General features: G+C 60.0%; 11 protein-coding genes. 10 read left to right on the top strand and 1 reads right to left on the bottom strand.

Annotated features, from left to right (window positions below; translation table 11 throughout):
- The first annotated feature begins 9 nt into the window (after positions 1–9).
- On the top strand, positions 10–447 hold the full coding sequence (locus ACXMDM_RS11675; RefSeq protein ID WP_186437656.1) for a lysozyme inhibitor LprI family protein: 438 nt from the start codon (positions 10–12) through the stop codon (positions 445–447).
- A gap of 534 nt (positions 448–981) precedes the next feature.
- On the opposite strand, the gene ACXMDM_RS11670 is transcribed toward ACXMDM_RS11675, so the two are convergent.
- Positions 982–2,367, bottom strand: a complete 1,386-nt coding sequence (locus ACXMDM_RS11670; RefSeq protein WP_162922889.1) for a cytochrome P450 — start codon at positions 2,365–2,367, stop codon at positions 982–984.
- A 207-nt stretch (positions 2,368–2,574) separates the two neighbouring features.
- On the opposite strand from ACXMDM_RS11670, the gene ACXMDM_RS11665 reads away from it, so the two are divergent.
- The 9 genes from ACXMDM_RS11665 to ACXMDM_RS11625 all read left to right on the top strand — a co-directional run bounded on the left by ACXMDM_RS11665 (position 2,575) and on the right by ACXMDM_RS11625 (position 12,035).
- Complete coding sequence (locus tag ACXMDM_RS11665; RefSeq protein ID WP_071801817.1) at positions 2,575–3,252, top strand: AhpC/TSA family protein; 678 nt, start codon at positions 2,575–2,577, stop codon at positions 3,250–3,252.
- Between the two features lie 69 nt (positions 3,253–3,321).
- Entirely contained in the window at positions 3,322–3,978 is a 657-nt protein-coding gene (locus ACXMDM_RS11660; protein ID WP_071799718.1) for a DUF3598 family protein, read from the top strand.
- A gap of 6 nt (positions 3,979–3,984) precedes the next feature.
- The gene (locus ACXMDM_RS11655; RefSeq protein WP_071799717.1) at positions 3,985–5,199 is read left to right on the top strand and encodes an FAD-binding domain-containing protein; all 1,215 of its coding nucleotides are present in this window, start codon (positions 3,985–3,987) and stop codon (positions 5,197–5,199) included.
- Positions 5,190–6,701, top strand: a complete 1,512-nt coding sequence (locus ACXMDM_RS11650) for a cryptochrome/photolyase family protein (protein WP_071799716.1) — start codon at positions 5,190–5,192, stop codon at positions 6,699–6,701. The genes ACXMDM_RS11655 and ACXMDM_RS11650 overlap by 10 nt, the downstream gene beginning before the upstream one ends.
- 17 nt (positions 6,702–6,718) lie before the next feature.
- Positions 6,719–7,684: a tyrosine-type recombinase/integrase gene (locus tag ACXMDM_RS11645; protein ID WP_499569665.1), complete on the top strand. Its 966-nt coding sequence runs from the start codon at positions 6,719–6,721 to the stop codon at positions 7,682–7,684.
- A 396-nt stretch (positions 7,685–8,080) separates the two neighbouring features.
- Entirely contained in the window at positions 8,081–8,989 is a 909-nt protein-coding gene (locus ACXMDM_RS11640; RefSeq protein WP_071799715.1) for a tyrosine-type recombinase/integrase, read from the top strand.
- Positions 8,986–10,044, top strand: coding sequence for an IS91 family transposase (locus tag ACXMDM_RS11635; RefSeq protein WP_071799714.1), 1,059 nt, complete (start codon positions 8,986–8,988; stop codon positions 10,042–10,044). Before ACXMDM_RS11640 ends, ACXMDM_RS11635 begins: the two co-directional genes overlap by 4 nt.
- A 437-nt stretch (positions 10,045–10,481) precedes the next feature.
- Positions 10,482–10,658: a hypothetical protein gene (locus ACXMDM_RS11630; protein WP_186437686.1), complete on the top strand. Its 177-nt coding sequence runs from the start codon at positions 10,482–10,484 to the stop codon at positions 10,656–10,658.
- A 531-nt stretch (positions 10,659–11,189) separates the two neighbouring features.
- Positions 11,190–12,035, top strand: a complete 846-nt coding sequence (locus ACXMDM_RS11625) for a hypothetical protein (protein ID WP_499569662.1) — start codon at positions 11,190–11,192, stop codon at positions 12,033–12,035.
- The last annotated feature ends 63 nt before the right edge of the window (positions 12,036–12,098 follow it).

Genomic DNA, 12,098 nt, shown 5'->3' with positions numbered 1-12,098 from the left:
ATGGCCTTGATGAAATTCTCTCTACCTTTGAAGCCCCTTGTGCTGCTGCTCGGAACGCTTGTGGCCCTGTTGCCGCCGCTGCAGGGAGCAGCCCATGCAGAACAGGACGCCTGCAGCGATGCCATGACCACGGTCGAAACAAGCCGCTGTCTGGTCAAGGTTCTCAGGAAGCTGGACCAGGAGCTGGAAGAGGCCTTGGGCGGCGTTGCCAAACAGGCGCAAGCCGTGCCTGAAGATGATTTCCAGGGCCTCTGGCGCGACAACCTCAGGAACGTCTTCCGCACCAGCCCTGATCCGATCAGGCAGGCAGAGGCCTTTCGCCGCGAACGGCGCAAGGTCTGCGCCTATGCCAAATCATTGAGCTTTCAGGGCAGTGGCTATGGCATCTTCACCACATCCTGTGAGATTGAACTGAGCAAGACGATGCTTGATCAATTCCGGCCTTGAAGCCAACCTGATCAGGGCTTTGTTGTAACGGCACGCTGGCTCCAATCATTCTTGGGCCCAGCGTTGCGTGCATTGTGTTGAAGAACACTTCATCTCTCCGTCGGGATAGTCAAATCCTGCTCTCTTGGCGTTCTTCTCGACATCGGCGGGGGCTCCTCCGGAGAAAGTCCTGGTTGTTTTTGCCTCTGCCACCGGGGCCAGGGAGGAGAGGAGGAGCGCGCCAGCCAGGAGAAGAATTCGCATGGGTCAAAATATACTCATCACCATTGTAGCTCAAATCCACTGACATGCCTACTTGGCTTAAATTATCGAAACCACGAGGTTTGCTCGGTCGCGATTAGGCAATAGCAAAATCCTATTGATCCTGCTTTTAAGAGTCTCATTAGCGATGATTTCTAGTTACAAGCAAGAATGCCAAGCCCAACATTCAAGCCAAGGCCTTCGCCCAAGCCAAGGCCTTCGCCCGATCCGAGGCCATCAGCCAATCCAAATCATCGCCGCCGCTGACCACAAAGCAGAGCAAGCCATCGATACTCAGTCAGCATCAAGCGCAGCCGCTCCAAGTTCAGCTCCCTTTTCAAGAATGGCGGCCCGCCTGTGTGGCCGAACCAAAAGGCCGTCCTTTGGGGAGGGGCTGGGAATGACCCTGAGGGTGAAGTCCTGATCGGGCTCCAGCGCCAAGCTCAGCTGCTTGAGCAGCCCCACCGCAAGCAGCCTGATCTCCAGTTCGGCCAGCGCCTTACCCAGGCAGACCCGCTCTCCGCCACCGAACGGCAGCAGGGTGGCGGTGCAGGTTCCCGAGAGATGGCGCTGCGGCCGGAAGACCTCCAGATCTTCGTTGCCGCTTCCTTGCCGGTGGCTGGCGGTGATGCTCACCTGCACCACCTGATCGGCTGGAACCAGCACATCCGCCAGGGCAAGCGGCTTGCGGGTGCGGCGGAAGAAGCCCCCCACCGGCGGGGTCAGGCGCATCACCTCTTTCACCACGGCATCGAGCCGTGGCGCACGGCTGGCGTCGTAGGCGGTTACGGCCTCAGCCTGCGCAGGAGGCCAGGGCAGGCCGTCAAGCTCTTGCTGCAGCCAGGCCAGCTCGGCTGGATGCTGCAGAAGGCTCAGCAGCAGGCAGCTCAGGGACGAGGCGGTGGTCTCATAGCCGGCAAAAAGCAACAGCAACAGCTGCTCGGCCACGTCGTCATCGCCAAGGGGTAGGCCGGCTTCATCGAGGCCACCGGCGAGCAGATCAAGCCCGCCAGCGGCAAGAGGCTCACCAGCTGCAGCGGCACTTTGCGCCTTCTTGAGCACCGCGCCGAGGCGGCGCAGCAGGCGCTGACGGGCCTGAAGGGCTTTGGCGTAGGGGCTGCCTGGCAGGGCGAACGGCAGGGAGAACAGGCCCTGGCACCAGGTCTCGAAATCGCCGAACAGGGCATCGCGATCAACGGGATCAAGCCCCAGCACCGTGCTGGCGATCACGCTGAAGGCAAAGCGCCTCAGCTTGGGCACCAGCGCCAGCGGCGCTTCTTCGCTGAGAAGCTCGTTGTTGAGGTCATCGACCAACGCCACGATTGCCGGGCTGTAGCGCTTGAGAGCAGACGCGGCGAACAGCTGTCCCACCACCCGGCGGCGGGCCTTGTGATCGGCGCCGTTGCGGTTGGCCAGCGACAGGGGGCCCAGCAGCTTGCGCACACTGTCTGGCCACCAGCCTTCGAGGGCATCGCCGCCGGCGAACAGGTCGCTGATCGCCTTCTCCCCCCGGATGAACACGGTGCGCTGCCCAAGCAGGGTGGTGCCATAGACATCGCCGTAGCGCTCAAAGCGCGAGCGGGCAAAACCGGGATCACGCAGAAACGAGAGGGTCTCGAGCACCCCGCTCACGGCGGGTGTGGTGGGCAGGGGCCGGAGGCTGGCGGGATCGGGGGGCAATCCAGGGTCGAGGGCCAATCAAAGTCGCTCGTGGTACGCACCAGGCTGCCGGAACAACGCCGCTATCGCGGCAGCCTTTCTTTGGCGCGCCACGATGGACGCTTCATGCGTGCGCCGAGCCCCGTGTCCACCGTCGATCCCGCTTTGGCCGAGGCTTGGCCTGTTGCGGTCCCTGCCTTGCTGGAGCTGCTGGCGCAGGTGGAGGGGATGGGATCGGGCCGCCGCCGGCTTGTGCTGCTGCTGCCCCAGCTGGGCGATTTTGACAGCCTCGAATACGCCCAGGCCCTGGTGCCCGCCTTGCCGCGGCTGGAGTCTGCCGGCATTGCCGTGCTGGCGATCGGCATCGGCGCGGAGGCGGGCCGGAAGCGGTTCTGCGCCTTCACCGGGTTCCCCCTGCAGAACCTGCTGGTGAACGCCGAACCCCAGCTGCATCGAGCCCTGGGGCTCTACGAAGGCTTGCAGCAGCCGGGCGGTGCCTGGCCGAACCTGTTGTTGATGTGCGCCGGCATTGGCTCACCGGGCACCTTGGCCGAGGTGCTGCGTGGTTACACGGGCGATCGCAGCGCTCCCCAGCGCATCGCCGACGACGACACCATCCAGGCGGGCCCGCTGCCGCCGATCAAGGGTTCCTTCTTTGCCAAAGCGGGCGGGAGCGGGTTCCAGCGACCGTTTGAGCTGGCCACGATGCGGCTGCGCAACATGGCTGAGGTGCTGGGCCATTGGCGCACCTACGTCCCACGGGATGACTTCCTCACCCAGCGGGGCGGCACCTTCCTGTTGGGCGTCGACGACACCCTGCTCTACAGCCATCGGGACGCGGGCATCCTCGGCTTTTCGGCCACGATGGCCAGGCCGCTCAGCTTCCTGGATCCTTTCCTCAGCTGATGCCTGCGCCAGCCACGCTGGAGTCCATCCGGTTGCCAGCATCGAGGGCCCTCTGCCTTACGCCAACCAGTGCCCAGCTCCAATCGCCGAGCCAACTTGCTGGACCACAATGCCGGCCACTGGGAAGGCAGCTTCATCCGCCTGGATGGCCAGGGCCTCGAGAGCGAGCGCTTCGGTACACGCCTGCACGTGCAGGAATTAGACGGCCAGATCGAAGCGGCTCTCACTTACCTGAACACCGGCAAGGTGGCGACGATGCGTTTCGTTGACCCACCGGACTTGATGACAATCAGCCCCGAGGGCCACTGGAGCCTCGGCCCCGACAAAACTGGCCCCTGGCCAGCCGTGATGGAGCTCTGCCTGGTGGATGGCGAGCGCCGCCGCCGGGTGGTGGTGCGTCATGGCGCCGAACGACTTGAGAGCGTGGTTGTCGTGGTGGAGGCCCGTCCCGGAGTTGCCGATCCCGCTCCGGCGCAGCCCCTGCGAGCTGTGTTGGTGGAGGGTGACGAAGCCCCTGCCAGTTGCTCCTGGCAGCTCACCGCCGACCTCACCCTCACCACTGCGCTGGAGCGGCGCTTCGGCGATCCCTTGGCGGTCAAGCTTTGCTGGCAGCCCGAGCCGGGCCGGAGGCTGGTGATCGAGCGTGGCTATGGCGCCAACGGCCTGCCCCAAGCGCAGCCGGCTGTGCTTGCCAGGCTGGATCACCTCGGTCCAAAACCTTGGTAACCCCCGGTGAGTGAGACCACCATCGCGGTGGCTCTCGAAGGGCAGCTGCGCCTCGATGACCAGCCCGCCTTCCACGAGGCTGCGGCCCTAGCCCGCCAGCATGGTGAGCGCCTGATCGTGCTGGTCTGCCGGCGCGAGGGCCAGCGGCTGCGGGGTCCCCACCAACAACGGCTGGAGCGAGAGGCCATGGCCTCACTGCAGGCCAACCTGGCGGCGGTGGCCATTCCCCTGCTCCAGTTCCCGCAGAGCACCACCGCCGAAGCGCTCGAAACGATCCGTGGCCTGGTCGTCCCCGCTGTGGTGCTGCAGGGCCAGGAGAGCCGGCTTTTTGCCGATTGGCCGATCCCGGCCGAAACGTTTCCGCGGGTGTTTGCGGAGTTCCGTCGCGGCTTGCAGCAGGCTCCGCAGCCACCGCTGCCGCCAGCCGATCTCACAGGCCTCGGCGCTGGGCTGGAGGCTTGGCCCCAGGCCTGGCTGCAGCCGCAGCAGCCAATCCCAGCGCCCGAGCCCAGCGCATGCGATCCACGCAGCGCCTTCCCCTTCTGCGGCGATGAAGCCACGGCCCTCGCCCGGCTGCAGCACTACGTGTTCGACTCCACCGGCCTTCGCGACTACAAGGCCAGCCGCAACGAACTGGTGGGCACGGAGTTCTCCTCGAAGTTCTCCCCCTTCCTGGCGATCGGGTCGCTCTCGGTGCGGCGGATCTGGCAGGAGCTGCTCAACTACCAGGCCAGCCATGGCGCTGATGAGGGCTCTGAATGGATGAAGCAGGAATTGCTCTGGCGTGAGTTTTTCATCTGGTCGGAGCAGCGCCACGGGGCGGCCTTCCATGCCCCCGGCGGCATCCAGCAGCGACCACCCCAGTGGGACGCCAACCGCGAGCGCTTTCGGCGTTGGAAGCTGGCACAGAGCGGCCACCCCTTGATTGATGCCCAGCTGCGCGAATTGCGCGCCACTGGCTACCTCTCCAACCGGGGTCGCCAGTGGGTGGCCTCGCACTTCATCAACGAGCTGCGTCTGCCCTGGACCTGGGGCGCCCGCTGCTTCGAGTGGTGGTTGATCGACGCCCATCCCGCCCTCAACACGGGCAACTGGGCCTATCTGGCTGGTGTGGGCTCCGATCCCCGCAGCTTCGGTGGAGCAGCACCACGCCGCTTCGATCTGGAGCGCCAGGTGCGCCGCTATGACCCTGATCTGACGCACCAGACGCGATGGTCTTAACCCTGATTCTGGGCGATCAGCTGCACCGCGAGTGGTTCAGCCCTTCGGCGCTGCAGCTCGCCGCCGGCAGCCGGGTGCTGATGATCGAAGACCACGGCGTGGCTTCGGCCTATCGCTACCACAAGTTGCGCTTGCTCCACACCTTCGTGGCGATGCGCAGCTTCCGTGATGCCCTTGTTGAGCAGGGCTTGGCGGTGCGTTATTTCGAGCTGGCCGATTCCTTGGCTGTGCCGTTCTGGCAGCGGCTCCGATCGGAACTGGGCGATGGCGACACCCTGCAGGTGGCCGAGATCGCTGATCGCCGCTTTGAAGCAACCCTGCAACAGTTCTGCCAGGACCACGGCGTGCAGCTGAGCGTGCTGCCTTCGCCCGCTTTCCTCGAATCGATTGCCGAGAGCCAGGCCTGGTTCGAAGGCCGCCGCCGCCCCTGGATGAAGACCTTCTACCAACGGCAGCGCCAACGCCTGGGGCTGCTGCTGGAAGCCGACGGCACACCCAGCGGCGGCCGCTGGAGCTTCGACACCGAAAACCGGCGCCGCTTGCCGAAGGGCTATGACGAGCCATCCCTGCCTGCCGTTGGGGCCAGTGGCCATGAGCCGGCACTGCGCAAGCTGATCGAGAGCCAATTCGCGAACAACCCCGGCGAGCTGGGCGATCTCTGGATCCCTTTTGATCACGCCGGCGCCGATGCCTGGCTGCAACGCTTTCTCCACGACCGGCTGAACGGGTTCGGCCCCTACGAAGACGCCCTCAGCCGAACGCACGACACGCTCCACCACGCGCTGCTCTCGGCGCTCCTGAACATCGGCCTGCTCACGCCCGCTGCTGTGATCGCCGCCACCTTGAAGCATGTGAGCGATCGACAGGACAGCGAACAGGCGTTGCCGATCGCCTCGCTGGAGGGGTTTCTGCGTCAACTGATCGGCTGGCGCGAGTTCGTGCGCGGCATCGATCGGGTGCATGGCGAACGCCAGGAGATCAGCAACTTCTGGAACCACCACCGCCAGCTGGCGCCCTGCTGGAACGACGGCAGCAGCGGCCTGCCGCCCCTGGATGCGGCGATCGAGCGAGTCAATCGCCTCGGCTACAACCACCACATCGAGCGGCTGATGGTGATCAGCAACCTGATGCTGCTGTGTGAGATCCACCCCAAGGAGGTGCAGCGCTGGTTCATGGAGCGCTACCTCGATTCCTACGAATGGGTGATGGGCCCGAACGTGTACGGCATGGGCCAGATGAGCGATGGCGGCCTCTTTGCCACCAAGCCCTACATCGGCGGCTCCAACTACATCCTTAAAATGGGCGACTTCAAACGCGGCCCCTGGTGCGAGATCTGGGATGGCCTCTACTGGCGCTTCATTGACCACCACCGCACCTTCTTCCGTGCCAACCCCCGCCTCTCGATGATGGTGAGCCTGCTCGACAAGATGGATCCAGAGCGCCGAGCTGGCTTAAGCGCTGCAGCTGAAGCTTTCCTGGCGCGCGCCACGGTTGTGCCTTGATTTTCCCGATCGTTGCCGTGGCTGAGGGAGCCACTGATTGGGAACTCTGGGAAAATCCCCTCCACAGTGAAAGGCTTGTGGCCACAGAAGCCCGCCCGCCAGGACTGATCCAGCGCTACCGAGAAGAACTACAGGTGCGTCACTACGCCCGCCGCACTGTGAAGACCTATGAGCAGTCGCTCAGGCGCTTTCTGCGGTTTCACCAGCTGCGGCATCCCCGGGAGATGGGTAGTGCCGAAGTGAATGCCTTTCTCAGTCATCTGGCCGTGGAGCAGCAGGTGAGTGCCTCCACCCAGAACCAGGCCCTGGCGGCACTCCTGTTTCTTTACCGGGAACTGTTGGATCGCGATCTGGAGCTGGAGGGGGTGGTGCGGGCCCGCAAGCGCCCACGGCTACCCGTGGTGCTGACGCCGGAGGAGGTCCGTTCCGTGCTGCAAAGACTGTATGGAGTGGAGGCGCTGGTGGCTGGCCTGCTGTATGGCAGTGGGTTGCGGCTGATCGAAGCCCTGCGGCTGCGGGTGCACGATCTTGACTTCAGCCGACACGAGCTGATGGTGCGTGATGGCAAAGGGGGCAAGGATCGCCGCACCCTGCTGCCGGAGAGCCTGGGAGTCCGGCTCAGAGGGCATCTTGAGGCGGTGAGACAGATCCACCGGGAAGACCTGGCCCAGGGCTGGCAATGGGTGTTTCCGCAGCATCAGCGGTGGCGCGACGCCTCCTCCGGACAACAGGGCCGACACCATCTCGACCCCAGCCTGATCCAGAAGGCGGTGCGCCGCGCCGTGCTGGCAGCTGGACTAACCAAGCCAGCCACCTGCCACACCTTCCGCCACTCGTTCGCGACCCATCTGCTGGAGCGGGGGCAGGACATCCGCACAATCCAGGAACTTCTGGGGCACAGTGATGTCAAAACCACCATGATCTACACCCACGTGCTGAACAGGGGACCGCTGGGGGTGAGCAGCCCGGTCGATCTTCTGTAACCAAACAAACAGATGGTTATCGGGTCCGCATAAACTGCTAGGGGCTTGCAGACTCAATCTGAGAAATCTGTGACGGCAGGGCTTTCCTGCCGATGCGAGGATCAGGACGAGTGCTTAGGCTGGTTAGATCCACAGACAAGAGGCGGTTACCGGACCCGCCTAATCAGCGTTGAACAAAGCCGCTACGCGGCAGATTTAAAATCCAAGCATAATATAACGACTTCGAGTCGGAGCTTCGTCTTGTCTTTGAGGCCATCCCACGTGGTTGATGCTGCGGACCAAGGCTGAACAATTCCTGTTGTGTTCTGACTGCGGAGGTCTTCCGAGAACACACTGAGGGAAGCGCATCTATTGATGCGCCCACTCCCTTCGTCTTTCCAACGGGAAGCTACCGCAATGGATCCTGCTGAACAGGAGCGCTTTGATGGCCTGTTTGATGCGAACCTGCAAGCGATGAGGCTGCATGGCCTACGCAGCAAGACGATCGACAGCTACAGCCGAACGCTACGTCGAGTGACCGGTCATTTCGACCGTTGCCCTGATGATCTCAGCCCCTCTGAACTCAAAGACTACTTTGCCGCTTTGCTTGAGCAGTATTCGTGGAGCACGATCAAGGTCGATCTCTGCAGTCTGCAGTTTTTCCATCGCTATGTGCTCGATCGCGAGATGGAGTGGATCAAGATCATCCGTCCACCTCGAGTTCATAGCCTGCCGGATATTCCAACTCGCGAGGAAGTGCACAGGCTGATCAATACGGTGCGCAAGTTGCGCTACCGGATTGTTCTGCTGGTGATCTACAGCCTGGGCCTGCGCATCAGTGAAGGTCTGGCCTTGGAAGTGTCCGACATCGACGGTTCACAGCGACGCGTGCATATTCGCGATGGCAAGGGCGGCAAAGATCGCTACGTTCCGATGCCGGCGTTGACGCTGGAAGCCATGCGTCGCTTCTGGACGACTCACCGCCATCCCCGGTTGCTGTTCCCCAGTCCGGCCGGCAGCCAATTCATCGTGCGGATCGCCAGTGCACCGATGGATGCCAGCGGCGTGCAGGCGGCACTGAAAGCAGCTCGCCTGGAATGCGGGATTGAGAAGAGGCTCACGGTTCACTCGCTGCGGCACGCCTACGCCACGCACCTGCTGGAGCAGGGAATGGACCTGCGCCTCATCCAGTCCCTGCTCGGGCACAGCCATAGCAACACCACAGCCCGCTACGCCCACATCACCAAGGTGGTCCGCGATCACACCGGCGATCGCATTGAAACGCTGCTGAGCGGCTTCCAGCTGCGCTGGGTGGAGGAGTCATGATTCTTCTCTCCCAATTGGTGGAGCGTTACCAGGGCGACCTGGAACGCCGCCATGGCCCTCAACTGCTGCCGAGTCATCGCCAGGCTCTGCAGGCGATGCGGCGCTGCCGCCGTCAAGGCAGCGACCTGATGGTGCTGCAATGTTCTGACTGTGAACACACCATCAAGATCCCCCATTCCTGCGGCCATCGCAGTTGCCCGCACTGCCAGCACCATGAAAGCCAACAGTGGATTGAACGGCAACGAGCCAAGTTGCTACCTGTGCAGTATTTCCTGATCACCTTCACGGTACCGGCAGAACTACGGCCATTGATCTGGCAGCATCAGCGCACCGCCTACGATCTGTTGCTGAAAACAGCCTGGCAAACAATTGATTCATTCGCTCGGCGTGACCCGAAACTCAAGGGGCAGATCGGTGCCCATGCTGTACTGCATACCCATAACCGCAAACTCTATTTCCATCCACACGTGCATCTGATTGTGCCTGCAGGTGCTGTGAATCAGCAGCGTCAGGAATGGAGGACTAAGGCGACACAGTACCTGTTTCATGCTGCCAACCTGGCCAAGGTCTTCCGTGCCAAGTGGTATGAGGGAATGCGGCGACTTGGCTTGCAAATTAAGACAGCCCTGCCGCAGGAATGGGTGGTGAACTGCAAGCATGTGGGACGTGGCGACAAGGTCTTGCTCTACCTTGGTCGCTATTTGTATCGAGGCGTTCTACCTGAGAAGAACATCCTTTCTGACGCGGATGGCAAGGTAACGTTCCGAACGACGGACAACCAGGGACACGAGACAATCCAGACTGTGCCCGGGGGTGACTTCCTCTGGCTGCTTCTGCGGCATGTACTGCCTAAACGGTTCCGTCGTGTCCGCGATTTCGGCATCCTGCATGGCCATTGCAAGCGACTGATTCAGCTGGTGCAACTCCTTCTCAGGGTGTCGCTACCAGATCAGCCAGCAGCGAGCCAAAAGCCCCCCATTCTCTGCCCACGTTGCAGAGGGGTGATGAACATCATCGCCGTGCGGGTGCGCAATATGGCACCACGATTGTGTTGAGCCGATCAAGAAAGGCCTAGAAGATCAATCGAGAGATAGACCCTATAGCCTGATCCAGGCCGATCCCTATGCAGAGAACTGGCCTGCCAGTACGGTTGCGCCCTTATACTAACCAGTGACGCAACGCCAGAGTCATGTGGGTCATGCGACAGGCCATTGCCCCCACAGTGAATCTGGAGCAACTGTGAAATCAGGCTGGATGTTTCTGCAGTAGGCCTTGGATTTCTGAGTTGCGGGCTTGTTCAACTTCGGATAAGATCGTGGCTGCGCACGATCTATCCATATTCGTTATACGGACTAGGGAGCCGATGCTACAGATATTGACAATGGCAAAGTTCGTGATTAGCTTTTAGGCAGATTCATATCTGCCATGAACTTGCCACCTGAATTTGATGTGACACAAATCTCAGAAACTCGTGATGTTATCTTCACGGCTCATGCTGAAACAAATCACAGGAAGGCGCATCGCATTTGCGAACGACACGCACAGTAAAGACTATTTCTATGCACTTAATGCTGCAGGAACAGCTGCCCTCTCAGTGGATGTGCCAGAAGAATTCAGCGACAATGAACTGAAGAATTTTGCCGAACAGCACTTTCCAGCTCCGCGATAGTAAGAGCCTAATCTCTTGGACTTTCCCTTGTTTTCTTCATATTGATTTCAGTAGCACAAGCAGCGGAACGAGGGGGGTGCAGCACCATAAACCAAGAGTTCATTAGCCGTCTAACATCAAGGTACTGCGGACGGAAGTTGACATTCATGTTAAATCACAGAGCTACGACCTGCCACTGATCTTGAGCGTTACTCGTTTAGACTTTTCCGAACAGCCCGCTACTTGCAAAGAGAGACTACCACGCTCCGCCTTGCCCCCATGAAGTTAGTAAACACACTTATGCAGCACTTGGGACAGCCCGAGATTGCTCCGTCCTCATATGTTCGTAGCCGGCACATCGAGTTAGCGACTTCAATAACTGGGCGTTACAAGATATACCTAGACACTAGATATTGGATAATGTTTCGTGACGTGGCCATAGGTCGGAGGACTGACGAGAACCTCGTTGCACTTCTCGATCTAATTCGTAATGCCGTTGAATCCGAGCGTGCAATCTGTCCCATTTCGCAGGATAGCTTTGCTGAGATCTTCATGCAAAGCGATCCAGATACACTTTTGGCAACTATTCGACTGGTTGATGAACTATCTGGGGCCATATGCCTTTCGGACTTGTTCACTCGAATAGATGCTGAATTATGGTATTTCTTCGCTCAGCATAAAGGAGAAATTGATACAACGCACGATATAAGTTATTCGATATGGACGAAATGTGGCTATGTCCTTGGGTATGTGGCACCTCAGTCAAAGTCATTTACCAGGGAGCAGTCTGATGCTATTGAAAAAGCATTTTTTGATCAGATGTGGAATGCAGACTTTGCCGATATATTCCAACATCTTGGATGTCGCCCAGAGTGGAAGCCCATCCCCGATTCTGCAGATAAGTACAACAAAGGAAAGTTTGCCAACGCAAATGAATTCAGCTCGTTTAAACAGCTGTTCATGATTGAACTGGCTGGTATTCTGAGTCTTCTAAAAGACTCCCTTTCGAAGATTATGTTTCAGATTTATCTGAGTGAAGCTGGAGCAGGTGCAGATCTGAATGCGAAACCAGACCCTTCGATAGGTCAGACAGCTGCAAACTTGATATACAACATTTTCAAGCTAGACAAGATGGAGGATAAGTTGCCAACTCTGACGACATTCGTCACTCTTCACGCGGCTTTCCGATGGCAAAGAAACAGAAGATACAAAGTCAACAATCTTGCCGATCTTCGCCATGCCGGAATGGCCCTGCCTTACTGCGATATGTTCTTAACTGAAAAGCCGTTGTGCCATTTGATTCACGAGAAACACCATGGCCTTGCAGAACGCTTTGTGTGCAAGACCCATGCAGAACCTGATCTTGCTATAGTATCACTTACTGAGGCAGGCGTATAACATCAAGATGCAGCGGGCGGGTCCTGTATTGCTTGTCTCGAGCGATGAGATAGTATCCGCCGC

Source organism: Synechococcus sp. CS-603 (assembly GCF_977929215.1).
This window is presented reverse-complemented; position numbering and strand designations above follow the sequence as displayed.

Excerpts from the sequence above, each read along its gene's own strand:
- ACXMDM_RS11675 (WP_186437656.1), top strand. The coding sequence starts at position 10 with ATGAAATTCTCTCTACCTTTGAAGCCCCTTGTGCTGCTGCTCGGAACG.
- ACXMDM_RS11665 (WP_071801817.1), top strand. The coding sequence starts at position 2,575 with ATGGGATCGGGCCGCCGCCGGCTTGTGCTGCTGCTGCCCCAGCTGGGC.
- ACXMDM_RS11650 (WP_071799716.1), top strand. The coding sequence starts at position 5,190 with ATGGTCTTAACCCTGATTCTGGGCGATCAGCTGCACCGCGAGTGGTTC.
- ACXMDM_RS11640 (WP_071799715.1), top strand. The coding sequence starts at position 8,081 with ATGGATCCTGCTGAACAGGAGCGCTTTGATGGCCTGTTTGATGCGAAC.
- ACXMDM_RS11635 (WP_071799714.1), top strand. The coding sequence starts at position 8,986 with ATGATTCTTCTCTCCCAATTGGTGGAGCGTTACCAGGGCGACCTGGAA.
- ACXMDM_RS11630 (WP_186437686.1), top strand. The coding sequence starts at position 10,482 with ATGCTGAAACAAATCACAGGAAGGCGCATCGCATTTGCGAACGACACG.
- ACXMDM_RS11625 (WP_499569662.1), top strand. The coding sequence starts at position 11,190 with ATGCAAAGCGATCCAGATACACTTTTGGCAACTATTCGACTGGTTGAT.